This window comes from Streptomyces sp. AA1529 (assembly GCF_000280905.1).
Taxonomy (GTDB): Bacteria; Actinomycetota; Actinomycetes; order Streptomycetales; family Streptomycetaceae; genus Streptomyces.
In genome coordinates this window covers 1-16,154 of sequence record NZ_ALAP01000007.1, presented here as the reverse complement: position 1 = coordinate 16,154, position 16,154 = coordinate 1, and the positions used below count along the sequence as shown (strand labels likewise).

The 16,154-nt window shown below is 74.3% G+C and carries 11 protein-coding genes and 1 pseudogene; 11 read left to right on the top strand and 1 reads right to left on the bottom strand.

Annotation, left to right across the window (positions count from 1 at the left end):
• Positions 1-46 precede the first annotated feature (46 nt).
• The 6 genes from A949_RS0100660 (at position 47) to A949_RS0100635 (ending at position 6,828) form a co-directional block, all read left to right on the top strand.
• A complete protein-coding gene (locus A949_RS0100660) occupies positions 47-892 on the top strand; it encodes an ABC transporter ATP-binding protein (protein ID WP_237735700.1) in 846 nt (281 codons plus the stop codon).
• Positions 893-932: 40 nt separating this feature from the next.
• Entirely contained in the window at positions 933-1,439 is a 507-nt protein-coding gene (locus A949_RS39685) for a hypothetical protein (protein ID WP_019354076.1), read from the top strand.
• A gap of 3 nt (positions 1,440-1,442) precedes the next feature.
• Positions 1,443-2,249 (top strand): TlyA family RNA methyltransferase, encoded by an 807-nt coding sequence (locus A949_RS0100650; RefSeq protein ID WP_019354075.1) that lies wholly within the window; start codon positions 1,443-1,445, stop codon positions 2,247-2,249.
• Positions 2,246-3,247 carry an NAD kinase gene (locus A949_RS0100645; RefSeq protein WP_019354074.1) on the top strand — a complete coding sequence of 334 codons (1,002 nt, stop codon included), beginning with the start codon at positions 2,246-2,248 and terminating at the stop codon, positions 3,245-3,247. The genes A949_RS0100650 and A949_RS0100645 overlap by 4 nt, the downstream gene beginning before the upstream one ends.
• Positions 3,248-3,606: 359 nt before the next feature.
• Positions 3,607-5,349 (top strand): DNA repair protein RecN, encoded by a 1,743-nt coding sequence (gene recN, locus A949_RS0100640; protein WP_019354073.1) that lies wholly within the window; start codon positions 3,607-3,609, stop codon positions 5,347-5,349.
• A 252-nt stretch (positions 5,350-5,601) separates the two neighbouring features.
• Positions 5,602-6,828, top strand: coding sequence for a glycosyltransferase family 4 protein (locus A949_RS0100635; protein ID WP_106428709.1), 1,227 nt, complete (start codon positions 5,602-5,604; stop codon positions 6,826-6,828).
• A gap of 109 nt (positions 6,829-6,937) precedes the next feature.
• Here the strand turns inward: A949_RS0100635 and A949_RS0100630 are convergent, their stop codons facing one another.
• Positions 6,938-8,767: a glycoside hydrolase family 15 protein gene (locus A949_RS0100630; protein WP_075000609.1), complete on the bottom strand. Its 1,830-nt coding sequence runs from the start codon at positions 8,765-8,767 to the stop codon at positions 6,938-6,940.
• Positions 8,768-9,177: 410 nt separating this feature from the next.
• On the opposite strand from A949_RS0100630, the gene A949_RS0100625 reads away from it, so the two are divergent.
• The 5 genes and pseudogenes from A949_RS0100625 to A949_RS31970 form a co-directional block, all read left to right on the top strand.
• Complete coding sequence (locus A949_RS0100625) at positions 9,178-10,827, top strand: CTP synthase (RefSeq protein ID WP_026004213.1); 1,650 nt, start codon at positions 9,178-9,180, stop codon at positions 10,825-10,827.
• Between the two features lie 5 nt (positions 10,828-10,832).
• A complete protein-coding gene (locus A949_RS0100620; protein WP_019354069.1) occupies positions 10,833-11,474 on the top strand; it encodes an NUDIX domain-containing protein in 642 nt (213 codons plus the stop codon).
• Between the two features lie 257 nt (positions 11,475-11,731).
• Complete coding sequence (locus A949_RS0100615; RefSeq protein ID WP_019354068.1) at positions 11,732-13,843, top strand: tetratricopeptide repeat protein; 2,112 nt, start codon at positions 11,732-11,734, stop codon at positions 13,841-13,843.
• Positions 13,844-14,203: 360 nt separating this feature from the next.
• Entirely contained in the window at positions 14,204-15,319 is a 1,116-nt protein-coding gene (ald, locus tag A949_RS0100610) for an alanine dehydrogenase (RefSeq protein ID WP_037705723.1), read from the top strand.
• A 526-nt stretch (positions 15,320-15,845) separates the two neighbouring features.
• Positions 15,846-16,154: pseudogene (locus A949_RS31970) on the top strand (ParA family protein); the annotation flags it as partial.

The window sequence follows — 16,154 nt, the reverse complement described above, 5'->3', positions numbered from 1 at the left end:
CCCGACCGGCACCGACGTACGTACGCACCACGGAGGCGGGGACACGATGAAGACCGCGACACAGGCCGACCCGGCGCAGACCGCGGCCGCCGCCGGACCGGCGGCCGGCGAGCCCCGGCTGACCGGGCACGACCTCACCCTCGGCTACGACCAGCGCACCATCGCCCGCGAGCTGGACGTGGCCGTGCCCGACCGGTCCTTCACGGTCGTCGTCGGCCCCAACGCGTGCGGCAAGTCGACGCTGCTGCGCGCGCTCTCGCGGATGCTCAGACCCACCCGCGGGCAGGTGCTGCTGGACGGCGCCGACGTCGCGGGCCTGCCGGCCAAGTCGCTCGCCCGCACTCTGGGCCTGCTGCCCCAGTCGTCCACCGCGCCCGACGGCATCACCGTCGCCGACCTGGTGGCCCGCGGCCGCTATCCGCACCAGGGACTGCTGCGGCAGTGGTCGCGCGACGACGAGCGGGTGGTGGCCGAGTCGATGGCGGCCACCGGCGTCGAGGGCCTGGGGGACCGCTTCGTGGACGAGCTGTCCGGAGGCCAGCGGCAGCGGGTGTGGATCGCCATGGCGCTGGCGCAGCAGACGCCGCTGCTGCTGCTGGACGAGCCCACCACCTACCTGGACATCGCCCACCAGATCGAGATCCTCGACCTGTGCGCCCGGCTGCACGAGGAGGAGGGGCGCACCCTGGTCGCCGTCCTGCACGACCTCAACCACGCGGCCCGCTACGCCACCCACCTGATCGCCATGCGGGACGGCCGGATCGTCGCACAGGGCGAACCCGGCGAGATCGTGACGGCGGAACTGGTGGCGGAGGTCTTCGGCATGCCCTGCAGGGTCATCGACGATCCCGAGACCGGCACCCCGCTGGTGGTGCCCGCGGCACGGCGCTGACACGGGCGGCTCTGTCGGACCCGGAGGGTAGCGTCGGGGCATGAGCGAGTTCGCGCAGGGCCCCGGGCCCGGCCGCGTCCCGGGGCAGCAGCCCCCGGGGAGCGCCACCGAGCGGTACGACGAGACGGTGCGGCCCGGTCTGCCGCACGGGGACCCCGGGCAGGCCCCGGCGGGTCCCGAGGACCCCGGGGTCCGCCGCGGCCCGGACCTCCCCGGGCCGGCGGGCACACCCGGGCCGGAGGCCGTACCCGGCGGAGACGAGCAGCCGGGTGCCGAGCGGGAGGAGGCGGTCGGCCGCGTCCCCGAGCCGGACGGCGGGCCCGGCGTCCCCGGGCCGGAGCCGGAGGAGGAGCCCGAAGACGGTCCGCGCCCCCTCGGCGTGGGTGTGCGCCCCACCGGAAACGGCCCGGTCGACGCCCGGCTCAAGCGGCTGGAGGACGCCGACCACCTCGCTGTCTCCGGCCATCTGGAGGTGTACGAAGATGTCCACGACGGCCTGCGCGAGAGCCTGGCCGCGCTGGACCGCCCCCACACACCCCGGAGCTGAACCGTGGCACGACGCCGACTCGACGCGGAGCTGGTACGCCGCAACCTCGCCCGCTCCCGGGAGCACGCGGGCCAGTTGATCGCCGCGGGCCGGGTCACGGTCGGCGGCAACGTCGCGGCCAAGTCGGCCACCCAGGTCGAGACCAGTGCCGCGCTGGTCGTCAAGGCGGACGAGAGCGATCCGGGCTATGTCTCGCGCGGCGGCCACAAGCTCGCCGGAGCGCTGGAGGCGTTCGGCCCGCGCGGACTGCGGGTGACCGGCCGGCGTGCGCTGGACGCCGGCGCGTCCACCGGCGGCTTCACGGACGTGCTGCTGCGCGCCGGCGCGGCCCGGGTGGTCGCGGTGGACGTGGGCTACGGGCAGCTCGCCTGGTCGCTGCGGAGCGACCCGCGGGTCATCGTCAAGGACCGCACGAATGTCCGGGAACTGACGTTGGAGGACATCGACGGCGAGCCGGTGGAACTCGTCGTCGGTGACCTGTCGTTCATCCCCCTGGGGCTCGTCCTGCCCGCGCTGGTCCGCTGTGCCGTACCCGAGGCGGATCTGGTGCTGATGGTGAAACCGCAGTTCGAAGTGGGCAGGGAACGGCTGGGCAGCGGAGGTGTCGTCCGCAGCCCGGAGCTGCGCGCCGGGGCCGTGCGAACGGTCGCCGGACACGCGGCGGCCCTGGGTCTGGGCGCGCTGGGCGTCACCTCGAGTCCGCTGCCCGGGCCCTCGGGAAACGTCGAATACTTTCTGTGGCTGCGTGCCGGGGCCGACACCCTCGACCCGGCCGAAGTCGAGCGAGCGGTGGCGGAGGGGCCCAAGTGACCGAGGACAGCGGAGCTACGCAGCCAGCACACCCTCCCGGCGACCGCCGGGGCGGTGCGCCGGACCCCGGCGCGGCGGGCGGGGACCGTACGGTCTTCCTGCTCGCGCACACCGGCAGACCGGCCGCCGTGCGCAGCGCCGAACTGGTGGTCCAGGGGCTGCTGCGCTGCGGGATCGGGGTGCGGGTGCTCGCGGAGGAGGCGGCGGACCTGCCGCTGCCCGAGCGGGTGCAGACCGTGTCGGCCAGACAGGACGCGGCCGAGGGCTGCGAACTGCTGGTCGTGCTCGGCGGGGACGGCACCCTGCTGCGCGGCGCCGAGTTCGCCCGCGCCTCGGGCGTGCCGATGCTCGGCGTCAACCTCGGCCGGGTCGGCTTCCTCGCCGAGGCCGAGCGCGACGATCTGGACCAGGTCGTGGACCGCGTGGTCTCCCGCGCCTACGAGGTCGAGGAGCGGATGACCCTCGACGTGCTGGTGCGCAACGGCGGCCACGGTGCGCACAGCCCCGGCAGCGGCCAGGTGGTGCACGCCGACTGGGCGCTCAACGAGGTCTCGGTGGAGAAGGCGGCGCGCGAGCGGATGCTGGAGGTCGTCATCGAGGTCGACGGGCGGCCCGTCTCCAGCTTCGGCGGGGACGGCGTGGTGTGCGCCAGCCCCACCGGCTCCACGGCCTACGCCTTCTCCGCGGGGGGACCGGTGGTGTGGCCGGAGGTCGAGGCGCTGCTGATGGTGCCGATCAGCGCGCACGCGCTGTTCGCCAAGCCCCTGGTGACCGCGCCCGATTCGGTGCTGGCCGTCGAGGTCCGGCCCCAGACGCCGCACGGGGTGCTGTGGGCCGACGGGCGGCGCAGCGTCGAACTCCCCGCCGGTGCCCGGGTGGAGGTGCGGCGCGGCGCGGTGCCGGTACGGCTGGCGCGGTTGCACCATGCCTCGTTCACCGACCGTCTGGTCGCCAAGTTCGCGCTGCCCGTCACGGGCTGGCGCGGGGCGCCGCGCTAGGGAGTGTCTTCGAAGGAGCCCCGTCGGCCTGCCGGGCGGCGGGGCTCCGACGACACGACCCGGGTTCTCGACGGGCCCGTCCGCCCCTGCCCGGGTGGACGGGGGCTTCGACGACCCGACGTGGGGCCTGCCGCAGGGGAGCGGTCCGCCGCGGGGCGGCGGCGCGGCCCGGGCGGCGGCCGGTGCTGCTCCCGGAGCGACGGGGAACCGCGCGCGGGGCGACGGGGGGCGCGGACCGCGACGGCGGGAGGGAGGAAACGGATATGCCGGTGCAACCCGGGTCGAGTTCCCCCGGGGTGCCGCCCCACGATCCGGCTACCAGCCGGACCACTGGTGTGGCCGGTGCGCGGGGACCTCGTATGGTCGTATCCGTGTTGGAGGAGATGCGGATCAAAGCCCTGGGCGTGATCGACGACGCCGTTGTCGAGCTGTCCCCAGGCTTCACCGCGGTGACCGGCGAGACCGGCGCCGGGAAGACCATGGTCGTCACGAGCCTCGGGCTGCTGCTCGGGGGGCGTGCCGACGCCGGACTGGTCCGGGTCGGCGCCAGGTCCGCCCTCGTCGAGGGCCGGATCGCGCTGGCGCCGGACGCGCCGGCGGCCCGCCGGGCCGAGGAGGCGGGCGCCGAACTGGACGAGGGAGCGTTGCTGGTCAGTCGTACCGTCTCGGCCGAAGGGAGGTCGCGGGCCCACGTGGGCGGGCGTGCGGTGCCGGCCGGGCTGCTCGCGGAGCTGGGCGCCGACCTGGTGGCCGTGCACGGCCAGACGGATCAGCAGGGCCTGCTGCGGGCCGCGCGGCAGCGCGAGGCGCTGGACCGCTACGCGGGCGAGGCCGTGGCCCGGCCGCTGGCCGCCTACCGGGAGGCGTACCGCAGGCTGCGGGCGGTCGCCGCGGAGTGGGAGGAGCTGACCACCCGGGCCCGGGACCGCGCCCAGGAGGCGGATCTGCTGCGGTTCGGGATCCAGGAGGTCGAGGCCGCCGAGCCGCGGTCCGGTGAGGACACCGAACTGGCGGCCGAGGCCGAACGGCTGGGCCATGCCGAGGCACTGGCCTCCGCCGCCACCACCGCGCACGGTGCGCTGGCCGGAGACCCCGCCGACCCGGAAGGTGTCGACGCGGGCACGCTGGTCGCCGGGGCGCACCGCGCCCTGGAGGCGGTGCGCGCACACGATCCGGCGCTGGCCGCGCTCGCCGACCGGCTGGGCGAGGTGCACATCCTGCTCTCCGACATCGCGGGCGAACTGGCCGGGTACGCCGACGACCTGGACGCCGACCCGCTCCGGCTGGCCGCGGTCGAGGAGCGCCGTGCCGCACTCGGCCAGCTCACCCGCAAGTACGGCGAGGACATCGCCGCCGTGCTCGGCTGGGCCCGGGAGGGTGCCGAACGGCTGGCCGAGCTGGAGGGCGACGACGACCGGATCGGCGAGCTGGGTGCCGAGCGGGACGCGCTCCGTGCCGAGCTCGACTCCCTCGCCCGTACGCTCGGCGAGGCGCGAGCGGACGCAGCCAAACGGTTCGCGGACGCGGTGACCGAGGAGCTGGCGGAGCTGGCCATGCCGCACGCCCGGGTCAGCTTCGCGCTCAAGCACACCGAGGACCCGGACGGCATCGAGGTCGACGGACGGGCGGTGGCTTTCGGGCCGCACGGCACGGACGAGGTCGAACTGCTGCTCGCCCCGCACCCGGGTGCGCCGCCCCGGCCCATCGCCAAGGGCGCCTCCGGCGGTGAGCTGTCCCGGGTGATGCTCGCCGTGGAAGTGGTCTTCGCCGACTCCGATCCGGTGCCGACCTATCTCTTCGACGAGGTCGACGCGGGTGTCGGAGGCAAGGCGGCGGTCGAGGTCGGGCGCCGGCTGGCGCGGCTGGCCAGGTCGGCGCAGGTCGTGGTGGTCACGCACCTGCCGCAGGTGGCGGCGTTCGCGGACCGGCACCTGGTGGTGCAGAAGACCGACGACGGGTCGGTGACCCGCAGCGGTGTCCGGGTCATGGAGGGCGAGGAGCGGGTGCGCGAGCTGTCCCGGATGCTCGCCGGTCAGGAGGACTCCGAACTCGCCCGGGCACACGCCGAGGAACTCCTGGAGGCGGCCCGCGGCGGTCTGTGACCCGCCGGGCGGTGCGGCGGGCGCCGCCGCCCGGACCGGCCTCCCTCCGGCCCGCTGCCCGGTGGCGCGAGGAGGGGTGTGCGCCCGGTGGCGCACGGCTCGGCTTCGCCCGCGTTCACTCGTGTGGGTGAGAGCGTGGGGTGTACTCCCTGCGTGGCGGCGGCGCGGTCCGCACGGCGGCCCGCCGCTCCCGGTTCGGCTGGCATCCTGGGCACGCATGCGCCCACCCCGGAACCAGGGAGCCCGACCGCCGTGAGCCCGAGCCCGAGCCGTACCCACGCCGCAGGCCGGCCCGTGGTCGGTGCGCGGCCGCCGCACGCCGTGCATGTGCTCGGGGGCGGCCCGGCGGCCGACGGGACGTACGCACCCTCGGCCCGTACGGCGGCCCACGTGCGCTCGCTCGCCCGGGGGCTGACCGCGCGCGGGGTGCGGGTGACGGTGTGCACCCGGCACGACGAAGCACTGCGGCACTCGTTCACCGGAACCGGCGCGGAGTTCACCGCCCTCCCCGGCCGTTCGGAGGCCGAGGCGGTGGCCCGGCTGCGCGCGGTCTGCGCGGAAGCCGACCTCGTCCACGCGCACGGCCTGCGCGCCGGACTGCTGGCCGCCCTCGCGCTCGGCAGACGGCGGGGCCCGGTGCCGCTCGTCGTCACCTGGCACGCACTGCCGCGCGCCGGACCCGGACACGCCTCGCGGGCGGACGCCGCCCACGACCTGGTGACCCGGCTCCTGCTCCGGCGGGTGGCCCGTGCCGCGACCGTCGTCCTGGGGACCACCACCGAACTCGTGGATGCCGCGCGCCGCAGCGGCGCCCGGGACGCACGCCTCGCACCGGCGCCCGTCCCGCTGACCGGGGCCGTGCCGCCGCCGGGCCGGGAGGACGCGGCAGCCCGGGACGCGCCCGGGAGCGCGGCGCGTGCGGGGATCGGGGCGGTGGACCGGCCCCTGCTGATGGCTGTCGGCCGGCTGGACGGCCGGCGCGGGCACGACACCGCGCTGACCGCTGCCCGCGCCTGGCGGAACCTCACTCCGGCACCGCTGCTCGCCGTCGCGGGGGAGGGCCCCGGGCGCGAGGCGCTGCAGCGCCGTATCGACGAGGAGAAGTTGCCGGTACGGCTGCTGGGGCGGCGGGACGACGCGCTGCGGCTGCTGGCGGAGGCCGACATCGCGCTGCAGCCCACCCGTTGCCGGGGGCCGTCGCTGGTCGCCCAGGAAGCCCTGCGCGCGGGCGTGCCGCTGGTCGCGGCGGCGAGCGGCGGCGTCCCCGAACTGGTCGGCAGCGCCGCCGTACTGGTCCCCTGCGGTGACGCCGACTCGCTCGCCTCCGCCGTACTGGGCCTGCTGGCCGATCCGGCCCGCCGTGCCGCGCTCGGCGCGGCGGGACGTGCCCGGGCGCGCACCTGGCCCGGTGAGGACGACACGGCCGCGCTGGTCCTCGGCGTGTACGACGAGGTGACCCGCGCCGCCGCGGAGCGCTGAGCCCGGCGCCGACCGCCGGCAGCTATCGCGGCATCCGGCGACCGGCGGAGCCTGCCGTGAGCTGCCCGGCGCGCATCCGCGCACCGGGCACTCGAAACGGGGCGTACGGTCAGACCCCGTACGCCCCTGATGCGGTCAGCCGCAGCGCGGTGTCGATCAGGGGAACGTGGCTGAACGCCTGCGGGAAGTTGCCGACCTGCCGCTGGCGCGCGGAGTCCCACTCCTCGGCCAGCAGACCCACGTCGTTGCGCAGTGCCAGCAGCTTCTCGAACAGCTTTCGGGCCTCGTCCACCCGGCCGATCATCGCCAGGTCGTCGGCGAGCCAGAACGAGCAGGCCAGGAAGGCCCCCTCCTCGCCTGCCAGGCCGTCCACGTTCTCGGCCGTGCCGTCGGCGCCCGCCTCGCTGCTGGTCGGGTAGCGCAGCACGAAGCCGTCCTCGGTGGTCAACTCCCGCTGGATGGCCTCGATGGTGCCGATCACCCGCTTGTCGTCCGGCGGCAGGAAGCCCATCTGCGGGATCAGCAGCAGCGAGGCGTCCAGCTCCTTGGAGCCGTAGGACTGGGTGAAGGTGTTGCGCTCCTTGTCGTAGCCCTTCTCGCAGACCTGGCGGTGGATCTCGTCCCGCAGGTTGCGCCACCGCTCCAGCGGCCCGTCCACGTCGCCCGACTCGATGAGCTTGACCGTGCGGTCGACGGCCACCCAGGCCATCACCTTGGAGTGCACGAAGTGCCGGCGCGGGCCGCGCACCTCCCAGATGCCCTCGTCCTTCTCCTCCCAGTGGTCCTCCAGATAGCCGATCAGCTTGAGCTGGAGGAGCTGGGCGTAGTCGTTGCGGGCCAGGCCCGTCATATGGCCCAGGTGCAGCGCCTCGACCATCTCGCCGTACACATCGAGCTGGAGCTGGCCCGCCGCGCCGTTGCCCACCCGCACCGGCTTGGAGCCCTCGTACCCCGGCAGCCAGCTCAACTCGGCCTCGGACAACTCGCGTTCGCCCGCGATGCCGTACATGATCTGGAGGTTCTCCGGGTCGCCGGCGACCGCCCGCAGCAGCCACTCGCGCCACGCGCGGGCCTCCTCGCGGTACCCGGTGCGCAGGAGGGAGGAGAGGGTGATGGCCGCGTCCCTCAGCCAGGTGAAGCGGTAGTCCCAGTTCCGTACCCCGCCGATCTCCTCCGGCAGCGAGGTGGTCGGCGCGGCGACGATCCCGCCGGTGGGCGCGTAGGTCAGCGCCTTGAGCGTGATCAGCGAGCGCACCACGGCCTCCCGGTAAGGCCCGTGGTACGTGCAGGTCTCGACCCACTCGCGCCAGAAGTCCTCGGTGGTGCGCAGCGCCTCCTCCGGCTCGGGAAGCTCCGGCGCGGGCCGGTGCGACGCCTCCCAGCTGATGGTGAACGCCACCCGGTCGCCGGGGCCGACGGTGAAGTCGGAGTAGGTCGTCAGGTCCTTGCCGTAGGTGTCGGCCTCGGTGTCCAGCCAGACCGAGTCCGGCCCGGCGACGGCGACCGTGCGCCGGCCCTCCTTGTGCACCCACGGCACCACCCAGCCGTAGGAGAACCGCATCCGCAGCGCCGAGCGCATCCGCACCCGCCCGCTGACGCCCTCCACGATGCGCACCAACTGCGGTGCGTGGTTCTCGCGCGGAGGCATGAAGTCGATGATCCGGACGGTACCCCGAGGGGTGTCCCACTCCGATTCCAGTACGAGGGAGTCCCCCCGGTAGCGGCGGCGGTCGGCCGGTGGCGGGTCGCCGCCGGCCGGGTGTGCCGGACCCACCCGCCAGAACCCGTGCTCCTCGGTGCCGAGCAGCCCGGCGAACACCGCATGGGAGTCGAAGCGGGGTAGGCAGAGCCAGTCGGCCGAGCCGTCCCTGCCGATCAGGGCCGCAGTCTGCATATCCCCGATGAGTGCGTAATCTTCGATGCGCCCAGCCACGTGCATCTCCAGTCGAACGAACTGCGACGCCCCCGCGGGACGTGCTGGATGACCTGTGAGTTTCTGCCTGTCCCCAGGCAAGTGTCCGTGCAGGATACGACGCAGCGATCCCTTCCGCCCGACGGTCGGCTGAGTCCGGCTGCGCCGATGGGGTGAGCTTGACCGAGGGCTTCACCTGCTGCGACTCTCCCGTCACCCTGGGGCGCACCCGGCCGCCACCCCCACCCGCCGACGGCCCTCGGCAGCGGCACCGCACCCTGGGCACTGTTACGCTGGTAGCCCGTGGAGCGGTGGGCGCGCGAACGCGAAGTGTTCGAGACGGCAGCCCCCCGAACCGCAGCGAGGCCGCCCGGGCCACCCATCCGGGACGCAGCCATCGCACCCCACCAAGCGACCACGGGAGCCCCCTCTTGGCCATGCCGCCTACGTCCATGACGACCAAGCACCTCTTCGTCACCGGGGGTGTCGCCTCCTCGCTCGGCAAGGGGCTCACCGCCTCCAGCCTGGGCGCGCTCCTGAAGGCGCGCGGCCTGCGGGTGACCATGCAGAAGCTCGACCCCTACCTGAACGTCGACCCGGGCACGATGAACCCCTTCCAGCACGGTGAGGTGTTCGTCACCAACGACGGCGCCGAGACCGACCTGGACATCGGCCACTACGAACGCTTCCTCGACGTCGACCTCGACGGCAGCGCCAACGTCACCACCGGCCAGGTCTACTCCACGGTCATCGCCAAGGAGCGGCGCGGCGAGTACCTGGGCGACACCGTGCAGGTCATCCCGCACATCACCAACGAGATCAAGCACCGCATCCGCCGGATGGCGACCGACGACGTCGACGTCGTCATCACCGAGGTCGGCGGCACCGTCGGCGACATCGAGTCCCTCCCCTTCCTGGAGGCCGTCCGTCAGGTACGGCACGAGGTCGGCCGCGACAACGTCTTCGTCGTCCACATCTCCCTGCTGCCCTACATCGGCCCCTCCGGGGAGCTGAAGACCAAGCCCACCCAGCACTCGGTCGCCGCGCTGCGCAACATCGGCATCCAGCCCGACGCCATCGTGCTGCGCGCCGACCGCGACGTGCCCGTCTCCATCAAGCGGAAGATCGGGCTGATGTGCGACGTGGACGACGCCGCCGTGGTCGCCTGCAAGGACGCGCGCTCCATCTACGACATCCCCAAGGTCGTGCACTCCGAGGGCCTGGACGCCTACGTCGTCCGCAAGCTGGACCTGCCCTTCCGCGACGTGGACTGGACCCAGTGGGACGACCTGCTGCGCCGGGTCCACCAGCCGGACCACGAGGTGCAGGTCGCCCTGGTCGGCAAGTACGTCGACCTGCCCGACGCCTATCTGTCGGTCACCGAGGCGCTGCGGGCGGGCGGCTTCGCCAACCGGGCCCGCGTCAAGATCAAGTGGGTCACCTCCGACGACTGCCGCACCCCGGAAGGCGCCGAGCGCGAGCTCGGCGACTGCGACGCCGTCTGCATCCCCGGCGGGTTCGGCGAGCGCGGCGTGGACGGCAAGGTCGGCGCCATCACCTACGCCCGCGAGCACCGCGTGCCGCTGCTCGGCCTCTGCCTGGGGCTGCAGTGCATCGTCGTCGAGGGCGCCCGCAACCTGGCGGGCATCGAGGACGCCAACTCCACCGAGTTCGACCAGGGCACCGCGCACCCGGTCATCTCCACCATGGAGGAGCAGCTCGACATCGTGGCAGGCGAGGGCGACATGGGCGGCACCATGCGGCTGGGCATGTACCCGGCCAAGCTCGCCGACGGCTCCATCGTGCGCGAGACCCACGGCGGTGAGCCCTACGTCGAGGAGCGCCACCGCCACCGCTACGAGGTCAACAACCACTACCGCACCGAGCTGGAGAAGAAGGCCGGACTGGTCTTCTCCGGCACCTCGCCCGACAACAAGCTCGTCGAATACGTAGAGTACCCGCGTGAGGTGCACCCCTACCTGGTCGGCACCCAGGCGCACCCCGAGCTGCGCTCCCGGCCGACCCGCCCGCACCCGCTCTTCGCCGGCCTGGTCAAGGCCGCCGTGGCGCGCCAGCAGGGGGAGTGAGCGCCGTGTCCGCGTCCCGTATCGCCGACACCCCCGAGGAGTGGGAGGTCACCGCGACCTCCACACCGTTCCAGGGCGCCAAGACCGGGGTCCGCACCGACCACGTCGTCATGCCCGACGGGGTCGCCGTCAGCCGCGACTACCAGACCCACCCCGGTTCGGTCGCCGTGCTGGCCCTGGACGACCAGGACCACGTGCTGGTCCTTAGCCAGTACCGGCACCCCGTCCGCGAGAAGCTGTGGGAGATCCCGGCCGGACTGCTGGACGTCCCCGGCGAGAACCCGCTGGCCGCCGCGCAGCGGGAGCTGTACGAGGAGGCCCACGTCCAGGCCGAGGACTGGCGGGTCCTGGTCGACGTCTACACCACCCCCGGCGGCAGCGACGAAGCCGTGCGGATCTTCCTGGCCCGGCGGCTGTCCGAGGCCGAGGGCGCGCGCTTCGAGGTCTCCGGGGAAGAGGCCGACATGGAGCTGGCCAGGGTGCCGATGGAGGAACTGGTGCGGGGGGCGCTCGCCGGGCAGCTGCACAACAACTGCCTCGTGGTCGGGTGCCTGGCGCTGAGTGCCGCGCTCTCCAGCGGCGGCGGTCTCGGTGCGCTGCGTCCCGCCCAAGCCCCCTGGCCCGCCCGGCCCTTCGACCCGATGTAGCCGCCCCGCGCTCCGCGCCCGCGCCCCGCCGGGCGCGGGCCGTCCGGCCCGCGGCGGGGACGCCGCCCGGCGGTCCGCCGCGCCGGGCGGCGGGGACTCCCGGTCCCGGGGGCGTCCGCCCGGCCGACCTGAGCCGATGTGGTGATTCCCGGGGCGGGCGCGGCGCCCGTTCGCACCGGTCGGCGGCCCGCGGTGAACTACGCTCGCCGTATTCGTCCGCGCACACACCAGGTGAACAGCGAACGGGAGCGTAGCCCGTGACAGATCAGGCGGTGCAGCCCGCGACCGCGGGGCCGGGCCCCCACTCCTGCACGGGCCGCGACCGCGAACTGCGCGCGCTGCGCGCCGACCTGGACAGCGCCGGGCTGCACACCATGTCCGGGCGCCCGCTCCCGCAGAGCCGGGTGCTGCTGATCGCGGGGGCGGCCGGGTCGGGCCGCACCACACTGGCCGAGGAGTTCGTCCGGCAGGTGGCCGACCGCTATCCCGGCGGGGTGCTGCGGGCCCGGCTCACCGAGCCCGGCGGGACCCCGGTTCCCACCGAACGCACCGCCCGCGACCTGCTGGCCTCCCTCCGGCGGAGCGCCGGGCCCGGCTCGGCGCTCCGCCCCGAGGAGGACGCGGGGGCCCAGGAACCGCCGCCCGGTGCCGACCCGGCCGACGTCGCCGAGGCGCTGCGCTCCGCCCTCGAGCGCCGCGGCCGGGTCCTGCTGTTCCTCGACGACGTGGCCGACTCCGAGCAGCTCCTCGACCTGGCGCCGGAGAGCCGCGACTGCCTGGTGGTGGCCGTCTCCTCGGGGCCGCTGACCGGGGTGCCCGACGTCCGCCCGTGCGCCCTGGGCGGCCTCGACCGCGCGAGTGCCGTGGCGCTGCTGTCCCGGCACGCCGGCTCCTCGCCCCGGGTCACCGTGGATCCGCGGAGCGCCGAGACGCTGGTCGAGCAGTGCGGTGCCCTCCCGGCGGCGCTCACGCTGCTGAGCGGGTGGCTCGGTGCCCATCCCAAGCTGTCGCTGCTCGACGCCTCCCGGGCGCTGGCCGAAAGCGGTCCGCCGGCGCCGGTGGAGGCGCACTCCGCCGAGCCCGCGCGGGTCTCGGCGGCCCCGGACCCGCTGGAACGGGCCTTCTGGCTCGTCCACGACTCCCTCCCGCGTCCGCAGGGGCGCCTGCTGCGGCTGCTCGCCCTCGCACCGGCGGGGTTCGTCGATCCGCAGCTCGCCTCCGCGCTCGGCGGCTGCTCGCTGAGCAGCGCGCACGCGGCGCTGGACGACTGTGTGCGGCTCGGTCTGCTGCGTCCGCTCGACTCCGTCCACTACCAGGTTCCGGGGTGTCTGGATCCACTGCTGCGCGCCGCGTCGGCCGCGCACGAGCAGCCGGACGAGGTGCTGCTGGCCCGGGCGCGGATGCTGGAGCGGCTGATCAGCCGGCTCCAGGCATGCCGCGCGGTGTGCGAACCGGCGGGGTCCGAGGCACGCCGGCAACTGGCGGGAATGCCGCGCGGGCTCCGCTTCCTGCACCCGCTGGAGGCGCGGAACTGGCTGCGTACCCGGCGCCCGGCGCTGCTGTCGGCCGTCCGGGCGGCCGTCGCGGAGGGCGGGGGCGAGCTCGACACGCTGGCCCGCCGCCTGGTGTCGGCACTGGCCCGGGCCTTCGACGCGCACGAGGCGCCCGAGCAGGCGGCGTCCGACCGCTACGAACTGCACGAGCTGGTGCTGCTGGTGGCCGAGCGCAACGGCAGGCACCGGGAGCGTGCCGCCGCGCTGCTCAACCTCGGGGATCTGGACGCGCGCACGGACCGCTGGGCGGAGGCCCTCGTCCGCTACCGCGCCGCGCTGGACGCGGCGCGGGAGGGCGAGGACGAGTGGGCGGCGGGCCGGGCCCTGGAGTCGCTGGGCGACGGCTACGCGGAGCTGGCCGACTGGGACCGGGCCGCCGACTGGTACGGACGTGCGCTGGCGCTGCGGCTGGCGCGGGACGAGCACGCGGACCGGGCGGCGGTGGCGCGGCTGCACGGCCGGATCGGCGCGGTGCACACCCGGGCGGCACGCCCGCAGGAGGCGTTGCGGGCGTGGCGGGCCGCGGCGGCCGCCTTCCGCAGGCTCCGGGAGTCGGCCGCGCGGGCGCGGGCGCTGGCCGAGGTGGCGGCGGTGCAGGAGCTGTCGGGACGCCGGGCGGACGCGCTGCGCACCTGGGGCCAGGCGTACGGGATCTCCCGGGGCGCGGGGGAGGCCCGGCTGGCGGCGGAGCTGGCGCTGCGGGCCGCGGAGGCGTGCGAGCGGGCCGGGAGCCCGCGGGACGCCCGGCGGTACCGGACGGCGGCCGCGCGGCTGCGGCGCCCCGGGGCGGGCTCCGCCGGGGCCGCAGGGGGCTGAGGACCGGCCCGCCCCGCTCGGGAACCGGAACCGGAACCCGGAGCGGGGAGCGCGGAACGGTGCCAGGCCGGGGACGGACCGGGCCGAGGGGTGGAAACGGAACGAATCCCCGAGCCCTCGCGGGGTGTGACATGTGCCACTCGGCGGCCGTTCGGGGTGCCCGCGGGGGCGCTGTCGCGGCCCTCCGTCGAGAACCTGCGAATCACATAGCAATCTCGAAAAAGATCGACTGTTTGTAAGGCTGGACAGCTCAGCCTCCTTCATTAGACTGGTCGAGCCGCGGTCCCCCCGGTGTTTTCGAGCATGCGCGACCCGGCTTTCTCTGCCTTCTGCACCCCTGAGTGAAGGACCGTGATCGACGTGAAGGTCGGTATCCCCCGCGAGGTCAAGAACAACGAGTTCCGTGTCGCCATCACCCCGGCCGGGGTGAACGAACTGGTGCGGAACGGCCACGACGTGTACGTGGAGAAGGACGCCGGCGTCGGCTCCTCCATCCCGGACACCGAGTACACCGGTGCCGGCGCCACCATCCTGGGCACGGCGGACGAGGTGTGGGCCACCGCCGACCTGCTGCTGAAGGTCAAGGAGCCGGTCGCCGAGGAGTACCACCGGCTCCGCAAGGACCAGACCCTCTTCACCTACCTCCACCTGGCCGCCTCGCGCGAGTGCACCGACGCGCTGCTGGAGTCGGGCACCACGGCCATCGCCTACGAGACCGTCGAGCCCGCCAACCGCACCCTTCCGCTGCTCGCCCCGATGTCCGAGGTCGCGGGCCGGATCGCCCCGCAGGTCGGCGCCTACCACCTGATGGCCTCCGCGGGCGGCCGCGGCGTGCTGCCCGGCGGGGTGCCCGGCGTGAACCCCGGCCGCGCCGTCGTGATCGGCGGCGGGGTCTCCGGCTGGAACGCCACCCAGATCGCGGTCGGCCTCGGCTTCCACGTCACCCTGCTCGACAAGGACGTCAACAAGCTCCGTGAGGCCGACAGGATCTTCGGCAACCGGGTGCGCACCATCACCTCCAACGCCTTCGAGCTGGAGCGTGCGGTGCTCGAGGCGGACCTGGTGGTCGGGGCCGTGCTGATCCCGGGCGCCAAGGCTCCGAAGCTGATCAGCAACGAGCTGGTCTCCCGGATGAAGCCGGGAAGTGTCCTTGTCGACATCGCGATCGACCAGGGCGGCTGCTTCGCGGACTCGCGGCCGACCACGCACGCCGAGCCGACCTTCCGGGTCCACGACTCGGTCTTCTACTGCGTCGCCAACATGCCCGGCGCCGTGCCGAACACCTCCACGCACGCGCTGACCAATGCGACGCTTCCGTACATCGTCGAGCTGGCCAACCGCGGCTGGCGGGAGGCGCTGCGCCGTGACCCGGCGCTGGCCAAGGGCCTCAACGCGCACGACGGCGAGGTCACTTACGGCCCCGTGGGCGAGGCGCACGACCTGCCGGTGCGGGACATCGCGACGCTGCTGGGCTGAGCCGCCGCGCGGGCCGGCTCGCCGTCGGCGGGCCGGGGCGAACCCGCGGCCGGGTCAACCCCCGGCGTCAACGTCGGGAACCTCACGTCACCGTCCGGGCCTTGGAGGGAAGGTCCGGACGGTGACGTCGTCGTGTCCGCGGGACGCCGACCCGACTTGCCCTTAACGTAACTGTCCAACCTTTTTGCCCACCGGGGAAACCACCCCGACGTCACCCGGGAGCCTCTTGACAGCAGGGAGTCCGCATACCGACACATCGGGCCGTCTGAGGCGGATTGTGTTGCTGCGGACCGCCGACACGCCATAGAGTCGCCAACCGTCGGCATGGTGTCACGCTGACCTGTTGAGAAATTTCCTGGTCACCAAGGAGGTACGACGACTTGTGAACGAGTCGACATTTTCTCCCGGGGGTGGTCAACCAGGAGCGCCTGTACGAGGCCAGGGGTCCTCAGGTCCCACAGGACCCGAGGGTGTCGGCTCCGTCGCTGTCCGCACCTTCGCAGCCCACCAGAACCCGACGCCCACCATGACAGCCAACCAGAGCACGGACGGCCACCACGTGAACGCCACGGCCGGCGACGCTGCGAACGGTCCGTCCGCCGAGCGTCTCGCCGACTACAGTGACCCGCACTACGACCCCAACCAGGGCGAGCTGCCCGAGGGTCACTTCTACGATCCGGACGCGGAGTACGAACCCGATCCGGAGTACGCGGCCACCCTCGCGCCCGATGCCGCGCGCCAGCGCCGGGAGCGCATCGGCCCGACCGGACGCCCGCTGCCCTACTTCCCGATCCCCGGCCCGGTGAACGAGCACGGCCCGGCCAAGATCATCGCC